The organism is Actinotalea sp. Marseille-Q4924 (genome assembly GCF_916618755.1).
Taxonomy (GTDB): Bacteria; Actinomycetota; Actinomycetes; order Actinomycetales; family Cellulomonadaceae; genus Actinotalea.
This window is the reverse complement of the sequence record NZ_CAKAKB010000003.1, coordinates 917,063-933,586: the sequence shown is the minus strand read 5'-3', so window position 1 is coordinate 933,586 and position 16,524 is coordinate 917,063. Positions and strand designations below refer to the sequence as shown.

The following is a 16,524-nucleotide window of genomic DNA, read 5'->3' as shown; positions in this document are numbered from 1 at the left end:
GATGCGTCACGCTACTCCGCTGCGGGGCCTGCGCCCGCCGCACGGCCCCGGGCCGGTCGACGCGCCGCGGGAGCGGCCGGGACGGTGGTCCCGCCGTGGCGCGACCCCAGGCCTAGAGTGGGTCACCGTGTCAGACGTCGCTGATGCCGCGAAGCGTCTGCTGCTGGGCCGGCCGGTCCACAGCGAGCGCCTGAGGCACACGCTCCTGCCGAAGCGCATCGCCCTGCCGGTGTTCGCCTCGGACGCCTTGTCGTCGGTGGCCTACGCCCCGGACGAGGTCCTGCTCACGCTCGCGTTCGCGGGGCTCGCCGCGACGGCCGTCTCGCCGTGGGTGGGCGTGGCCGTCGGCGTCGTCATGGCGGTCGTCATCGCCTCGTACCGGCAGAACGTCCGCGCCTACCCGTCCGGCGGGGGCGACTACGAGATCGCGACGGTCAACCTGGGCCCGCGAGCCGGTCTGGGCGTCGCGAGCGCGCTGCTCGTCGACTACGTCCTGACGGTGGCGGTGTCGATCAGCGCCGGCGCCCAGTACCTGGCGTCCGCCGTCCCGGCGGTGCGGGGGTACGAGGTCCAGGTCGCCCTGGCCCTGGTGACGCTCCTCATGGTGCTCAACCTGCGCGGCGTGAAGGAGTCGGGACGGTTCTTCGCCGTACCGACGTACCTGTTCATGGCCGCGGTCGGCCTCACGGCGGTCGTCGGGGCCCTGCGGTGGGCCACCGGGACGCTCCCGCAGGCCGAGAGCGCCGCGCTGGAGATCCAGCCGCTGCCCGGCTACGAGCAGGGGCTCCTGGGGCTGGCCGGGGCCTTCCTCGTCATGCGCGCGTTCGCCTCGGGCGCCGCGGCGCTCACCGGTGTCGAGGCGATCAGCAACGGCGTCCCGGCGTTCCGGCCGCCGAAGAGCCGCAACGCCGCCACGACGCTCCTGCTGCTCGGCACCCTCTCCATCACCTTCATCATGTCCATCCTGCTGCTCGCCCGCGCCACCGGGGTGCACTACGTCGAGGACCCGGCCCGGCAGCTCCTGCGCGACGGCGTCCCCGTCGGCGAGGACTACGTCCAGGACCCGGTGCTCGGACAGCTCGCGCAGGCGGTGTTCGACGGCGTCCCGGTCGCCTTCTACGTCGTCGCCGTGGCCACGGGGCTCATCCTCGTGCTGGCCGCCAACACCGCGTTCAACGGCTTCCCGGTCCTGGGGTCGATCCTGGCGCGGGACGGCTTCCTGCCGCGCCAGCTGCACACCCGGGGCGACCGGCTGGTGTTCTCCAACGGCATCATCTTCCTGGCGCTCGGCGCGGGCGTCCTCGTCGCCGCCTTCGACGCGCAGGTCACCCGCCTCATCCACCTGTACATCGTCGGCGTCTTCGTCTCCTTCACCCTCAGCCAGCTCGGCATGGTCCGGCACTGGAACCGGGAGCTGCGCACCGAACCCGAGCCGACCCGCCGGCGCTCGATGCTCCGGTCCCGCACGATCAACTCGACCGGGCTCGCGCTCACGAGCACGGTGCTCGGGGTGGTCCTCGTGACGAAGTTCTCCCGCGGCGCGTGGATCGCGCTGCTGGCGATGGGGATCTTCTTCGCCCTCATGCGGGGTGTGCGCCGGCACTACGAGGCCGTGCGGGTGGAGCTCGCCCTGGGCGATGACCCGGCAGCCGCGCGGGCGCTGCCCAGCCGCGTGCACGCGATCGTGCTCATCTCCCGGCTGCACAAGCCCACCATGCGCGCGCTGGCGTACGCCCGGGCGACCCGGCCGTCGTCGCTCGAGGCGCTCACCGTCTCGGTCGACGCGGACGAGACCGCCGAGCTGCACCGGCAGTGGGACGCCCTCGACCTGCCGGTGCCGCTGCGGGTCCTCGACTCCCCGTACCGCGACCTGACCCGCCCCGTGGTGGGGTACGTGCGGTCGATCCGCCGCCGCAGCCCCCGCGACCTCGTCGTCGTCTACGTCCCGGAGTACGTCGTCGGGCACTGGTGGGAGCAGCTCCTGCACAACCAGAGCGCCATGCGCCTGAAGAACCGCCTGCTCCTGACGCCCGGGGTCGTCATCGCCTCCGTGCCGTGGCAGCTGCGCTCCGCCGAGCTGGTGGGCGGCCCGCTCGGGACGGCGACCGACCCGGTGGCCCAGGCACCCCGCACGCCGGGCGCCGCTGCTGGCGTGGACCCCGTCGAGACGTTCGACGACACCACCCCGCCCGCGCCGTCGACACCGGGCGCACCCGGCTCCCGGGTCGCCGAGGACGGAGGGCACCGGTGAGCACGGAGGACGCCCCGCCCGTGGCCCTGGAGGTAGGCCCCGTCGCGCACGGAGGCCACTGCGTCGCGCGGCACGAGGGCCGGGTGGTCTTCGTGCGCCACGCGCTGCCGGGCGAGCGGGTGCTGGCCCGGCTCACCGATGCGGCGCCGGACGCGCGCTTCTGGCGTGCGGACGCGGTCGAGGTCGTCGACGCGTCGCCGGACCGCGTGCCCTCGGCGTGGCCCGAGGCGGGGCCCGGCGGCGTCGGGGGAGGCGAGCTGGCGCACGTCGCCCTGCCCGCCCAGCGGGCGTGGAAGGCGGCGGTCGTCGAGGAGCAGCTGCGCCGCGCCCACGACGAGCGGGGCGTCGTCGTCGAGGCGGCACCGGGCGACGACGACCGGGGCGGCCTGCGCTGGCGCACGCGCGTCGAGCTCGTCGCGGACGCCGACGGCCGGGCGGGGATGCACCGCCACCGCTCCCACGACGTCGTCGCGATCCACGACATGCCCCTGGCGACGGAGGCGGTCGACGTGCCCGCCGTCCTCGGGCGGCGCTGGTCGCCCGGCGCACGCCTCACGATCGTCGCGCCTGCGGCCGGCGACCGCCCGCTGCTGCTCGCCGACGGGGTCCCGCTGGTGAACGGCCGGCCCGACCATCGTCCGACGGCGCGGTCGTCGGTCCGTGAGGCGCTCGCCGTCGGCGGTCGCGACCTGACCTGGCGCGTCGCCGGGAGCGGCTTCTGGCAGGTGCACCGCGAGGCGCCGGGCGTGCTCGTCGGTGCGGTCGCGGACGCGCTCGCCGAGGACGGTCTCGCCGGCGCCCGGGTCGTGGACCTGTACGCCGGTGCCGGTCTCCTCACCGTGCCGCTGGCCCGTGCGGTGGGGGAGCGGGGCTCGGTCGTGGCCGTCGAGGGGGACGCGCGGGCCGCGCGCGACCTGCGCCGGAACGTCCACGACCTGCCGCAGGTGCGCCTCCACCGGGGTGACGTCGCCGAGGTGCTCAGCAGCGGCGCGACGGGGCCGGCCGACGTCGTCGTGCTGGACCCGCCGCGCGTGGGCGCCGGGCGCGCCGTCGTCGACGGGTTGGTCTCCCTCGGGGCCGAGCGCGTCGTCCTCGTCGCCTGCGACCCGGCGTCCCTGGCGCGGGACGTCGCGCTCCTCGCGGGTGCCGGCTACGCCCTGGAGCGGCTGCGCGCCTTCGACCTGTTCCCCATGACGCACCACGTGGAGGCCGTGGCCCTCCTGCGCCGGTCCTGAGCCGCGGGCGGCGCCCCGGACCGCGACCGGCGCTGGTGACCGGTGCCCCGCGCCTCCCATACTGCTCTCACGCGGCGACGAGGCCGCGACCGACAGGAGGACTCCCATGCTCGACGACCTGGTCGCAGGTCTGACGGTCCCGACCGACCTCTTCATCGGGGGGCGGTGGCGGGACGCCGAGGACGGTGGACGCTTCGACGTCATCGACCCGGCCACCACCCGCACGATCGCCCAGGTGGCGAACGGCACGGTCGCCGACGCCCGGGCGTGCGTGGACGCCGCCGAGAAGGCGGCGACCGGCTGGGCAGCCACCCCGCCGCGACAGCGCGGTGAGATCCTCCGTCGCGCCTTCGAGCTGATGATCGAGCGGGAGGACGTCCTCGCCGAGCTCATGGTGCGCGAGAACGGCAAGGCCCGGCGGGACGCGCTCGGGGAGATCCGCTACGCGGCGGAGTTCTTCCGCTGGTTCGCGGAGGAGGCGGTGCGCCTGACCGGGGAGGTGCGGACGGCGCCGTCGGGCGCGAACCAGATCATGGTCATCCGTCAGCCTATCGGGATCGCCCTGCTCATCACGCCGTGGAACTTCCCCGCGGCCATGGCGACGCGCAAGATCGGTCCGGCCCTCGCCGCCGGCTGCACCGTGATCCTCAAGCCGGCGTCGGAGACCCCGCTCAGCGCGCTGGCCGTCGCCGCGATCCTCGCGGAGGCCGGCGTGCCCGACGGCGTGGTGAATGTCCTGCCGTCGCGGCGCTCGGGTGCCGTCGCCGAGACGGTGCTCACGGACCCGCGGGTGCGCAAGCTCTCCTTCACGGGGTCCACGGAGGTCGGACGCGGACTGCTCAAGCTGGCGGCCGACCGGGTCATCTCCTGCTCCATGGAGCTCGGCGGCAACGCGCCGCTCGTCGTGCTCGACGACGCGGACCTCGACGTGGCCGTGGAGGGCGCCCTGCTCGCCAAGATGCGCAACGGCGGCGAGGCGTGCACCGCGGCGAACCGGATGTACGTGCAACGGCCCGTCGCCGAGGAGTTCACGCGGCGGCTCGCCGAGCAGATGGGCGCGCTGACCGTCGGCCCCGGGCTGGAGGACGTCGCCGTCGGACCGCTCGTCAACCAGTCGTCGCTGGACAAGGTCGCGGAGCTGGTCGAGGACGCGGTGGCGCAGGGCGCCCACGTGGCGACCGGCGGCTCCCGGCCCGACCGCGAGGGCTACTTCTACGCGCCCACCGTGCTGTCGGGGGTGGCGCCCGACTCCCGGATCCTCTCGGAGGAGATCTTCGGGCCGGTGGCGCCCGTGGTCGTCTTCGACACCGACGAGGAGGCGGTCGAGCTGGCGAACCGCACGGAGTACGGACTCGTGTCGTACGTCTTCACGCGGGACCTCGCGCGCGGGCTGCGCATGAGCGAGGCGCTGGAGTCCGGCATGGTCGGCCTGAACCGCGGCGTCGTCTCCGACCCCGCCGCGCCGTTCGGCGGCGTGAAGCAGTCCGGCCTGGGGCGCGAGGGCGGGCACGAGGGCATGCTGGAGTACACCGAGTCCAAGTACGTCGCCGTCCAGTGGTGAAGCGGTCGCAGCCCTGAGCCCGGGCCACGCCGGCGGACACGCGCGTGGGCCCGGGGAGCGGTCCGCAGGGCCGTTCCGCTACGATGTATCTTGACGTCGAGATATCTTCGGGTGTCCCGGCGTGGGGGCGTCGGCAGCCCCGCGGACGCACCGCGGACGACGACGGCGCCCGGGCCGACCGCCCCGTGCGGCGCCGCCCTGGCACCCCGCAGACGAACCGTGCACGAGCTCTCGTGCACACGACCGTGCACGACACGTGAGGAGTCACCGTGAGCAGCGTCGACACGTTCCGGTCCCAGGGCCACCTCGAGGTGGGGGACGCCTCGTACGAGATCTACCGGCTCTCCGCCGTCCCGGGGCTGGAGCGCCTGCCCTACAGCCTCAAGGTGCTGGCCGAGAACCTGCTCCGCACCGAGGACGGCGCGAACGTCACCGCCGACCACGTGCGGGCCTTCGCCGAGTGGGACCCGACGGCCGAGCCGAGCATCGAGATCCAGTTCACGCCGGCGCGCGTGATCATGCAGGACTTCACCGGTGTGCCGTGCGTGGTCGACCTGGCCACGATGCGCGAGGCGGTCGCCGAGCTCGGCGGGGACCCGGCGCGCATCAACCCGCTGGCACCCGCGGAGCTGGTCATCGACCACTCCGTCCAGATCGACGTCGCCGGCCGCCACGACGCGTTCGAGCGCAACGTCGAGCTCGAGTACCAGCGGAACCGGGAGCGCTACCAGTTCCTGCGGTGGGGCCAGACGGCCTTCGACGACTTCAAGGTCGTGCCGCCCGGGACCGGCATCGTGCACCAGGTCAACCTGGAGTACCTCGCGCGGGGCGTCATGACGCGTGAGGTCGAGGGTGTCCTGCGGGCGTACCCCGACACGTGCGTCGGCACCGACTCGCACACGACGATGGTCAACGGCCTCGGTGTGCTCGGCTGGGGCGTGGGCGGCATCGAGGCGGAGGCGGCGATGCTCGGCCAGCCCGTGTCGATGCTCATCCCGCGCGTCGTGGGCTTCAAGCTGACGGGGTCGATCCCGGCCGGCGTCACCGCCACCGACGTCGTGCTCACGATCACCGAGCAGCTGCGCCGCCACGGCGTCGTCGGGAAGTTCGTCGAGTTCTACGGGGCTGGCGTCGCGGAGGTCCCCCTGGCCAACCGCGCGACGATCGGGAACATGAGCCCGGAGTTCGGCTCGACCTGCGCGATCTTCCCCGTCGACGACGTGACGCTCGACTACCTGCGGCTCACGGGCCGCCCCGCGGACCAGGTCGCGCTCGTCGAGGCCTACGCCAAGGAGCAGGGCCTCTGGCACGACCCGACGTCGTCGGCCTACGTCGAGCCGACCTTCTCCGAGTACCTCGAGCTCGACCTGTCGACCGTGGTGCCCTCGATCGCCGGTCCGAAGCGGCCCCAGGACCGGATCGAGCTCACGGACGCCAAGGAGGCGTTCGCGTCGTCGATCCTCGACTACGTCGACGACGAGACGGCCGCCGTCGTCCGCGCGGCGCGGCACGGGCTGGACGAGTCGGTCGAGGAGACGTTCCCCGCCTCCGACCCGATCGCGGCCGGCGAGCACGAGGACGACTCCGACGCACCGGCGACCCCCGGGCACGCCGACGCGGCCCGCCGTCCCCACAAGCGCGTCCCGGTGACGCTCACGGACGGCACGCAGACGGAGCTGGACCACGGCTCCGTCGTCATCGCCTCGATCACCTCGTGCACGAACACGTCGAACCCGTCGGTGATGCTCGCGGCCGCGCTCCTCGCGAAGAACGCGGTGGCCCGTGGCCTCACGGCCAAGCCCTGGGTGAAGACGTCCATGGCCCCGGGGTCCAAGGTCGTGACGGACTACTACGAGAAGGCCGGCCTGTGGCCGTACCTGGAGAAGCTCGGCTTCCACCTCGTCGGGTACGGCTGCGCGACGTGCATCGGCAACTCCGGCCCGCTGCCCGAGGAGGTGTCGGCGGTCGTCAACGACCACGACCTCGCCGTCGTCTCGGTGCTCTCGGGCAACCGCAACTTCGAGGGCCGCATCAACCCCGACGTGAAGATGAACTACCTCGCGTCGCCGCCGCTCGTCATCGCGTACGCCCTCGCGGGGACGATGGACTTCGACTTCGAGAACGAGCCGCTCGGCCACGACGAGTCCGGTGCGCCGGTCTTCCTGCGGGACCTGTGGCCGTCCGCGCAGGAGGTCCAGTCGACGATCGACTCCTCGATCGACTCGGCGATGTTCACCAAGGACTACGCGGACGTGTTCGCCGGTGACGAGCGCTGGACGACGCTGCCGACGCCGTCCGGCGACATCTTCGCCTGGGACGCGGACTCCACCTACGTGCGCAAGCCCCCGTACTTCGACGGCATGGGCATGACGCCGGACCCGGTGACGGACATCGCCGGCGCACGGGTGCTGGCCAGGCTCGGCGACTCGGTCACGACGGACCACATCAGCCCGGCCGGCTCCATCAAGGCCGACAGCCCGGCGGGGCGCTACCTCGCCGAGCACGGTGTCGAGCGTCGCGACTTCAACTCCTACGGCTCCCGCCGCGGGAACCACGAGGTCATGATCCGCGGCACGTTCGCCAACATCCGGCTGCGCAACCAGCTCGTGCCCGGCGTCGAGGGCGGCATCACGGTCAACCACCTCACGGGCGAGCAGACGTCGATCTACGACGCGGCGGTCGCGTACGCGGAGGCCGGTGTCCCGCTCGTCGTCCTCGGCGGCAAGGAGTACGGCTCGGGCTCGTCGCGCGACTGGGCGGCGAAGGGCACGCGCCTGCTCGGCGTGCGCGCCGTGGTCGCGGAGAGCTTCGAGCGCATCCACCGGTCCAACCTCATCGGGATGGGCGTCCTGCCGCTCCAGTTCCCCGAGGGCGAGAACGCCGACTCCCTCGGCCTCGACGGCACCGAGACGTTCGAGATCAGCGGCGTCACCGCCCTCAACGAGGGGACGACGCCGCGCACCGTGGCGGTGCGGGCCGAGAAGGCCGACGGCGGCACCGTCGAGTTCGACGCGGTCGTCCGGATCGACACCCCCGGCGAGGCGGACTACTACCGCAACGGCGGCATCCTGCAGTACGTGCTCCGGTCGCTCGTCGCGTCCTGAGGTCCCACGACGGCGGCGGTCCCTCGGGCCGCCGCCGTCGTCGTGCCCGGTGCGCTCGGTGCCGGGGGTGCGCTCCGGGGCGACCGGGCCGGGCCGGGCGTCAGGCCCGGAACTGACGGGCCGCGGCCGCGACCACGTCCCGTGCGACGACGTCGACGGTCGCCGTGGATCCGCCCCGGACGCCGGCACGGTGGTCGGCCCATGCCCGGGCGAGCGCCGCACGGGCGGCGTCGGGGGCGGCGTCCGGGGCGGCCTCGAGGACGGCGGGGACGAGCCAGTCGGTGTCCACCGTCCCGCTCGGCGGGGCGAAGACCCGCTCGCCGCTGACCCAGTCCGTCGGTCCCGTCGTCATCCCCCATGGTCGCACCGGCCCCACGGCGCCCCGGGACCGCCACCGGCGCCTGTCCGCCGAGGGCCGAAACCCTTGGACCGTGTCGGTGGTCACCGTCAGACTGGCGCGCGTGTCCACGATCATGGCCCAGGGCCTCCGCAAGCGGTACGGCGCCGTGCACGCCGTCGACGGCATCGACCTGACCGTCGAGCGCGGGACGGTGCTCGGGCTGCTGGGTCCCAACGGCGCCGGCAAGACCACGACGGTGCGGATCCTCACGACGCTCCTCCGGCCGGACGAGGGCGGCGCCACGGTGCTGGGCCTCGACGTCGTGCGCGACGCGCGGGAGCTCCGGCGACGCATCGGTGTGTCCGGGCAGTACGCCGCCGTCGACGAGAACCTCACGGGGTTCGAGAACCTCGAGATGGTGGGGCGGCTCTACCACCTCGGCGCCCGGCGCGCCCGGACCCGCGCGGACGAGCTGCTCGAGCGCTTCGGCCTCACGGACGCCGCCCGACGGCCCGTCCGCGGCTACTCCGGCGGCATGCGGCGACGGCTCGACCTCGCCGGTGCCCTCGTCGCCGAGCCGGAGGTCCTGTTCCTGGACGAGCCCACCACCGGCCTGGACCCACGCAGCCGGCTCGGGATGTGGGACGTGATCGGCCAGCTCGTCCGGTCGGGCACGACGCTGCTCCTCACGACGCAGTACCTCGAGGAGGCGGACCAGCTCGCCGACCGGATCGCGGTCATCGACCACGGGAAGGTCATCGCGCAGGGGACGGCCGACGAGCTCAAGTCGCAGGTCGGTGGGGAGCGGGTGGCCGTGACCGTGAGCCGCACCGACGAGGTGCCCGCGGCCCGCGCGGTGCTGTCCCCGCTCGTCTCCGGCGAGATCGCCGTCGAGGAGCACACCCGCACGCTGACCGCGCCGGTCACCGGAGGGACGGGTGCCCTCGTGGCCGTGCTGCGCGCCCTCGGCGACGCCGGGGTGGAGGTCCTCGACGCCGGGATCCGCCGGCCGACCCTCGACGACGTGTTCCTCACCCTGACCGGCCACGAGGCCGAGTCCGCACCGCAGGAGGCCGGCGCATGAGCCCGCTCGTCCAGGCGCTCTCCGACGGCTGGACCGTCACGCGCCGCAACCTCATCACGATCAAGCGGGTCCCGGACCTGCTCGTCGGCTCGATCATCTCGCCGATCATGTTCGTGCTGCTGTTCGCCTACGTGTTCGGCGGCTCGATCGCCCTCCCGGGCGCCTCGGAGCTCGACCCGGCGCTCTACCGCGAGTTCCTCATCGCCGGGATCTTCGCGCAGACCGTCATCTTCGGGGCCACGATCACCGGCTCCGGCATGGCGCAGGACCTCAAGAAGGGGATCATCGACCGGTTCCGCTCGCTGCCCATGGCGCCGTCCGCGGTGCTCGTCGGGCGGACCGGGGCCGACGTCGTCAACAACGTCCTCACGGTCGTGATCATGTCGCTGACGGGGCTCGTGGTCGGCTGGCGCATCAACTCCTCCCTCGGGGAGGCGCTGCTCGGCTACGTGCTCCTGCTGTTCTTCGCGTACTGCATCAGCTGGCTCATGGCGTACGTCGGGCTGCTCGTGCGGACACCCGAGGTGTTCAACAACGCGGTGTTCATCGTCATCTTCCCCCTGACCTTCATCGCGAACACCTTCGTGCCGTCGCAGAACCTGCCCGGCGTCCTGCGCACGTTCGCCGAGTGGAACCCGGTGTCGAGCGTCACCCAGGCGGCGCGGGAGCTGTTCGGCAACGTGCTGCCGGGCACGCCGGACCCCACGACGTGGCCGTTGCAGAACCCCGTGCTCTACACGCTGCTGTGGGGCATCGCGCTGCTGGTGGTGTTCGTCCCCCTGACCGTGCGCCAGTACCAGCGCGCGGCGGCGCGCTGATCGTGCGCCCGGGTCGCCGCCGTGGCGAGATGCCCGGCTGAGCGGTCCGTCAGCCGACGGGCTCCCGCGGCTCGGTCCGGACCCGGACGCCCTGCTCCGCGGAGCGCACCACGGCGTGGGCGAGCTCGAGCGCGCGCCGTCCGGCCCGTGCGTGGACCGGGGGCTCCTCGCCCGCGCGCAGGGCGGCGAGCACGGCGTCGACGTGCCGGTCGAAGGTGTTGTGGAAGCTGCGCGCCTCGTCGTCGAAGTAGCCGGCCTGCCACACCTGGGCGGTCTCGTCGCCGGGGCGGGAGAGCACGAGGCGGCGGACCGTGTCCTCGATGACGAGCCGGCCCGCCGTGCCGTTGATCTCCACGCGCTGCGCGTCCGGGTAGGCGTAGGACGAGTCGTACGTGCCCAGGAACGTCCCGACGGCGCCGGACGCGAGCTCCAGGGCGACCGCGATCGTGGTGAACACCCCGGCGCGGGCGCCGTCGTACGTCTGGGCCATGACGGACACGACGGGGCCGCACAGGTGCTCCAGCATGTCGAAGCCGTGCACCTGGGTCTCCACGAGGTTCGCGTGGGGCGACGTGCCGAAGTTCGGTTCGCCCCCGAACCGCCAGGTGGCGAACACGACGTCGCCCAGGTCGCCCGCGTCGAGGAGGCGCTTGGCGCGCAGCACCGGTTCCGCGTAGCGGTGGTTGAGGTCGATCGCGAAGAACGCCCCGCTGCGGTCCGCCTCGGCCAGCAGGGTGTCCGCCTGGCCGAGGTCGAAGACGAGCGGTTTCTCGACGAGGAGCGGCACACCGTGCCGGACGAGCTGCAGCGTGGGACCGAAGTGCTCCTCGTTGGGCAGGCACACGGTCACCAGGTCGGGGCGCTCCGCCTCGAGCATCGTGTCCAGGTCCGTGTACGGCGTCGTGCCGTAGGCGTCGGCCCGTGCCCGCGTGCGCCCCGCGTCGCGGCCCACGACGGCGCACAGCACGGTGTCGGTCCGGTCGGCGAAGACCCGGGCGTGCTGCTCGCCCCACCCGCCCGTGCCGACGACGGCGACCCGCAGGGAAGGGACGGTCGCCGGGACGCGCGGCGCGACGGGAGGTCGGAAGTCGATGGCCATGGCGACACTGTGCACCTCGTGCCGCCTCCTCCGCAGGAGTCCGGGCCGTACGTCCCTCGCGGCACCCCGTGGTGCTGCCTAGCGTCCGAAGGGACGGACCCGGTACGGCCTGGCGCACGGGTGTGGAGCTGCGCCGAGGCCCCGGGCCGCCAGGCCGCCCGGTGCGGACGGTCGGTCTGCGCGAGGGGGTCGACATGTCCGTCGTCGAGGTCGAGCACCTGACGAAGCGCTACGAGGAGCTCACGGCGGTCGACGACGTGTCCTTCTCGCTGGAGGCGGGGGAGGTGTTCGCCCTCCTCGGCCCGAACGGTGCCGGGAAGACGACCACCGTGGAGATCCTCGAGGGCGCGCGCCGGCGGAGCTCCGGCACGGTGCGCGTCCTCGGGCACGACCCGGCCGACGGCGCGCGGGACATGCGCGAGCGCACGGGCGTCGTGCTCCAGGAGGCGGGGTTCGAGGAGGAGTTCACCGTCGCCGAGCTCGTGGAGCTGCACGGCCGCATGTACCCGCGACGGCTCACGACCGACGCCGTCGTGGAGCAGGTGGGCCTGACGGACAAGCGCGACGCGCGGGTCCGGACCCTCAGCGGCGGCCAGCGCCGACGCCTGGACCTGGCCCTGGGGCTGGTCGGAGCCCCGGAGCTGCTGTTCCTCGACGAGCCGACGACCGGCTTCGACCCCACCGCCCGGCGTCGCGCCTGGGAGCTCGTGGAAGGCCTGCGGGAGCAGGGGACGACGGTCCTGCTCACCACCCACTACCTGGACGAGGCCGAGCACCTGGCGGACCGCGTCGCCGTCGTCGTGCGGGGTCGCCTGGTCGCCCTGGGCAGCCCGGCGGAGCTCGGCGCGCGACGGCAGGACGCCGTCGTCAGCTTCCGCCTGCCGGAGGCCGCGGACCTCACGTCCCTGCCCGCGCTGGACGGTGTGCTGGTCCCGGACGGGCTGGACTGGCAGCTCACGACGATGCGCCCGACGTCGGCCCTGCACGCGCTGACCGGCTGGGCGGCCGAGCGCGGCCTGGAGATCCCCGCCCTGGCGGTGCGCCGGCCGACCCTCGAGGACGTGTACCTGGGACTCGTGGGCGCCGCCGGCGCCGAGCCGCTCGAGGGCGCGCCCGAGGTCCCGCCGGCCGAGCCGGCCGGGCCGGCGCACCCTGCCGACGGCGCCGACGGGCCGCACGAGGCACGTCGGGGGGTCCGCGCACGCATCGGTGCCCGGAGGTCACGGTGAGCTCCGCCGTGGCCCTGGACCGGCCCGTCAGCCGGGGCGGGCCCGTCCCGGTGCGCCGGATGGTCGGCGACCACCTCCGCCACGCGGTGGTCGACCTCTGGCGGCAGAAGGTCGTCGCTCTGTTCATCGTCGTCGTCCCGCTGGTCTGGCTCGTCGTCATGGGCTTCCTGGCGGGCAACGCGGTGCTCGAGGGTGGCGGCGTGCGCGTCATGCAGTTCGTGACGCCGTCCGCCGCCGCGATGGGGGTCCTCTACGCGTCCTTCCCGACCGTGGCGATCTCGGTGGCGGAGGCCCGCCACACCCGGGTCCTGCACCGCTGGAGGTCCACCCCGCTGCCGCCGGCCGCGTACCTGGCGGCACGGGTCGGCGCGGCGGTCGTCTTCGCGGTCGTGTCGGTCGCCGTCATGCTCGCCGTCGGCGTCGTCCTCTACGACGTGCAGGTCGTCGGCTCCACCATCGCAGCGACGGCGCTCACGCTCGTCCTCGGGATGGCCTGCTTCGCCGCGGTGGGCATGGCCGTCGCCGCGTGGGCGCCGACGGTCGCGACGGCGCAGGCCGCCTCCATCGGCAGCGCCGTGGCGCTGACGTTCGTCTCGGGCCTGTTCACCTTCGGGGGATCCTGGCCGGGCTGGCTCGAGACGCTCGGTGACCTCCTGCCGCTCAAGCCCTTCACGGCGGCGTTGCAGGACCAGATGAACCCCTACCACCCCGAGCTCGGGTGGGACGTGGCGGGCGTCGCCGTGGTCGTCGGTTGGACGGCCCTGGCCGTGGTGGCCGCCGTGGCCGGGCTCAGGCACGAGCCCGGCCGTCGCGCTGGGACGCGGCGCAGCACCAACCGGGGCACGGCGGATCGCCGTCCTCGCGTCCCCGTGCCGTCCGCCGCGGCGACCCGCCGCGACCCGGTCGCCCGCAGCCCGCGGAGCACGGTGGTCGCCGACGTGCTCACGCCCGGACGCCCCCGCCGTGCGCGCCTCGTGCTGGACCAGGCCGCTGCGGGCGCCCGCGCGACGTGGCGCGACCCGGGCGCCCTCTTCTTCGCCGTCGTCATGCCCGTCGGCCTCTACGCGTTCGTCGTCGCCCTCTCGGGCGGCCAGGACGGTCCCGGCGGGCTCCCCACGACCGTGGTCATGGCGGCCAGCATGGTGGCGTGGGGCGCCGCGGTCGCGGCGTTCATGAACCTGCCCGAGGCGGTCGCGGTCGCGCGCGACGCCGGTGTGCTGGCCCGGCTCCGCGCCGCGCCGCTCGAGCCGTGGCACCACCTCGCCGGCCGGACCGTGGCCACGCTCGGCGTCGTCCTGCTCGTGGAGGCGCTGGTGCTCGTCCTCGGTGCCGCGGCGTACGACCTGCGACCCTCGGCCGGCGGGCTGCTGATCGGGACCGGCGTGGTCCTGCTCGGCACGCTCGTGCTGGGAGCGTGCGGCTTCCTCCTGGCCGCGGTCGTCCCCGGGGCCAAGGCCGTCGGCGCGGTCGCGCTCGTCGTCCTGCTGCCGCTCGCCTTCTTCTCCGACGTGTTCATCGTCGGCGGCCCGGCGTGGATGGGCGACGTCGGAGCGATCTTCCCGCTCAAGCACCTGCAGGACGCGCTCGAGCTGGCCTGGGCGCCGCAGCCCGCCGTCGGCTGGGGCCACCTGGCCGTGCTGCTGCTGTGGGGCGTCGTCGCCGGCGTCCTGGCCGCCCGCCTGTTCCGGTGGGACCTCCGGGAATGCTGAGCGTCAGTCGTCGGCGCCGAACTCCCAGTGCCACGGCTCCTGCGGTCCGCCGCCCCCCGGCTGCATGATCCGCGGGTGGAACCACCCGAAGTCCTCGGCGTTGGCGCGCATCCAGCGGTAGTTGGCGGTGCTGAAGTTGCCCAGGCCGCCGAATCCGCTGAAGTCCACGGCGACGGCGCGGCCGTGGTTCGACGTGCCCGGCTGCGCCGCGAGGCCCCCGCGGGTGCGCTTCACGGCCACCTGCGCCGAGTAGCTGCGGTAGGAGCTCACCACGTCCAGGTCGCGACCGAACTCCGCGCGGTAGGCGGCGTTGAGGTCCTCCAGCGCCGCGGCGGCGTCGCACCGCAGGAGGACGCCGGCGGAGAAGTCGACGCCGCACAGGACGCTCGTCGGGATGTCACCGTTGGGCGAGTCCTCGGCGATCGCGACCTTCCGGGCGAGCTCCGCGGCGGCGGCCTGTGCGGCCGCCTCCGCCGCGAGCCGCTGGGCCTCGGCCGCGGCGGCCGCGGCGGCTGCCTCGGCGATCCTCGTGTCCGCGAGACCCTGGACCTCGGCGGTCAGCGCGGCGACCTGCTCGGCCTGCTCGCGGATGCGCCGGGTGACCTCGATGTCGAGGTCGGGCAGCGCCTCGGCGAGGTCGGCGGGGGCTGCGTCCGTCGGCGCGGCCTCGGCGGCGGGCGCCGCGGCGTCGCCGACGGGAGTCTCGGCGGCCGGGGCCGCCTCGGGAGCCGGGACGGCCTCCGGTGCGGCGGCGTCGGCCTGCTCGGGCAACGGAGGGCGTCCCTCGGGCGCGACGGAGCGCGACGTCTGGTCGGTCCGCGCGTCGGCAGCGGCGTCGGCCGCGGGGTCCGCCCCCTCGGCCGCAGCATCCGTGGCCTCCGGCGACCGCGCGGCGAGGCCCTCGAGGGCCGGCACCGGCGCGGCCTCGACCATCGCGGCGAGCTCAGCGGCAGCGGCCTCCAGCGCGGCGACCTTCTCGGCCTCCACGACCGGGGCGGCGACCTCCTTGGCGCCGTGCGCGGCGGCGACGACCTGCTCGGCGGCGGTGAGCGCCTGCGTGCGCTGCGCCGCGGCGTACGTGGCGGCCTGCGCCGTGAGGCGGTCGCTCGTCGCGCTCTCCACGCGCTGCTGCCGCTCGACCTCCGCGACGACGGCGGCGCGCTCCAGGGCGGCCTGCGCCTGGGCGACGACGCCCTGCTCGGCGTGGACCTGGGTGACGCCCGCGGTGAGCAGGCCGGCCGAGAGGGCCACGACGGCGACCGGGCGCCGGCCGACGTGCGCGAGGAGCCGGCGCGTGTCGGTGGAGCGGGCCGGTCGGCCTGCGGGGCGCTGGGCGGGCGGCGCCGGGTGCCGGGACGCCGAGCTGGTGCGGCGGTCCACCGTCGATGCGGTCGGTGCGGTCGGTGCGGTCGGTGCGGTCGGTGCGGTTACGGCGCCGGCCGGCGCGGTCCGCGGTCCGGCGTCACCGTCGGTCGTGCCCACCGCCAGGACGAGGGAGGCGGTGAACGGGGGACGGCAGGCGGCGGCCACCTCGGCCGCGTCGGGCCCGGCAGGCTGCTCCGCCTCCAGCGCGCGGTCGCGCTCACGAAGACGGATCTCCCGGCGTGTCAGCGGGGTGCCGGCGGGGGCCGGGGTGAGCGACGCAGCGGGGGCGTCCACCGTGTCGTCCGACGGACGGCGCGTCGCCACGCCCTGCGCGGTGACGGCACCGGCGTCGTCGCTCGCGGCGCGGCGGGCCGCCACGCTCGGCGTGGTGGCGACATCCGCGGGGGGCGCGAGAGAGACCGAGGGGCCGACCGCGTCGGTCCGCAGAGCCGTGGTGGCGGCGAGGCGGAGGTCGCGGCGGCTGAGGGTCGGGCGGGGAGCCGTCGCCGCGGGGTCGGTGGTCCGGTGCGTGAGCGTCGTCTGCTCGGGGACCGCGGCGTCGGCGGCCTGCATCCGGAGGGCGCGCCGCGTGAGCAGCGCTCCGTCCTGCTGGGTCATACGTCGTGTCCTTGCGTCGTCCGGGCGGGGGCGGACCGGTGGGGGACCGGACCGGGGCGGTCGACCTGGGGTGCCCTCGTCTACCTGTCGGTCACCCTCACCCGAACCTGA

The 16,524-nt window shown here is 74.6% G+C and carries 11 protein-coding genes; 8 read left to right on the top strand and 3 right to left on the bottom strand.

What is annotated here, in order from left to right:
* Positions 1-127 precede the first annotated feature (127 nt).
* The 4 genes from LG379_RS10970 to LG379_RS10955 all read left to right on the top strand — a co-directional run bounded on the left by LG379_RS10970 (position 128) and on the right by LG379_RS10955 (position 8,151).
* Positions 128-2,251: an APC family permease gene (locus LG379_RS10970; RefSeq protein WP_225754570.1), complete on the top strand. Its 2,124-nt coding sequence runs from the start codon at positions 128-130 to the stop codon at positions 2,249-2,251.
* Positions 2,248-3,486 carry a class I SAM-dependent RNA methyltransferase gene (locus LG379_RS10965; RefSeq protein WP_225754569.1) on the top strand — a complete coding sequence of 413 codons (1,239 nt, stop codon included), beginning with the start codon at positions 2,248-2,250 and terminating at the stop codon, positions 3,484-3,486. Before LG379_RS10970 ends, LG379_RS10965 begins: the two co-directional genes overlap by 4 nt.
* 106 nt (positions 3,487-3,592) lie before the next feature.
* Positions 3,593-5,047 carry an NAD-dependent succinate-semialdehyde dehydrogenase gene (locus LG379_RS10960; protein WP_225754568.1) on the top strand — a complete coding sequence of 485 codons (1,455 nt, stop codon included), beginning with the start codon at positions 3,593-3,595 and terminating at the stop codon, positions 5,045-5,047.
* A 269-nt stretch (positions 5,048-5,316) separates the two neighbouring features.
* Positions 5,317-8,151 (top strand): aconitate hydratase, encoded by a 2,835-nt coding sequence (locus LG379_RS10955; protein WP_225754567.1) that lies wholly within the window; start codon positions 5,317-5,319, stop codon positions 8,149-8,151.
* Positions 8,152-8,251: 100 nt separating this feature from the next.
* Here LG379_RS10955 and LG379_RS10950 read toward each other — a convergent pair whose 3' ends face one another.
* Complete coding sequence (locus tag LG379_RS10950; protein ID WP_225754566.1) at positions 8,252-8,503, bottom strand: hypothetical protein; 252 nt, start codon at positions 8,501-8,503, stop codon at positions 8,252-8,254.
* A gap of 109 nt (positions 8,504-8,612) precedes the next feature.
* Here LG379_RS10950 and LG379_RS10945 point away from each other — a divergent pair, with 109 nt between their 5' ends.
* Positions 8,613-9,575: an ATP-binding cassette domain-containing protein gene (locus LG379_RS10945; RefSeq protein ID WP_225754565.1), complete on the top strand. Its 963-nt coding sequence runs from the start codon at positions 8,613-8,615 to the stop codon at positions 9,573-9,575.
* The gene (locus tag LG379_RS10940) at positions 9,572-10,393 is read left to right on the top strand and encodes an ABC transporter permease (RefSeq protein ID WP_225754564.1); all 822 of its coding nucleotides are present in this window, start codon (positions 9,572-9,574) and stop codon (positions 10,391-10,393) included. The genes LG379_RS10945 and LG379_RS10940 overlap by 4 nt, the downstream gene beginning before the upstream one ends.
* A 49-nt stretch (positions 10,394-10,442) precedes the next feature.
* On the opposite strand, the gene LG379_RS10935 is transcribed toward LG379_RS10940, so the two are convergent.
* The gene (locus tag LG379_RS10935) at positions 10,443-11,492 is read right to left on the bottom strand and encodes a Gfo/Idh/MocA family protein (RefSeq protein ID WP_225754563.1); all 1,050 of its coding nucleotides are present in this window, start codon (positions 11,490-11,492) and stop codon (positions 10,443-10,445) included.
* A gap of 194 nt (positions 11,493-11,686) precedes the next feature.
* On the opposite strand from LG379_RS10935, the gene LG379_RS10930 reads away from it, so the two are divergent.
* Entirely contained in the window at positions 11,687-12,721 is a 1,035-nt protein-coding gene (locus LG379_RS10930) for an ABC transporter ATP-binding protein (RefSeq protein WP_225754562.1), read from the top strand.
* The gene (locus tag LG379_RS10925) at positions 12,718-14,430 is read left to right on the top strand and encodes an ABC transporter permease (RefSeq protein WP_225754561.1); all 1,713 of its coding nucleotides are present in this window, start codon (positions 12,718-12,720) and stop codon (positions 14,428-14,430) included. Before LG379_RS10930 ends, LG379_RS10925 begins: the two co-directional genes overlap by 4 nt.
* Before the next feature lie 3 nt (positions 14,431-14,433).
* On the opposite strand, the gene LG379_RS10920 is transcribed toward LG379_RS10925, so the two are convergent.
* Entirely contained in the window at positions 14,434-16,413 is a 1,980-nt protein-coding gene (locus LG379_RS10920; protein WP_225754560.1) for a D-alanyl-D-alanine carboxypeptidase family protein, read from the bottom strand.
* Positions 16,414-16,524: the final 111 nt, after the last annotated feature.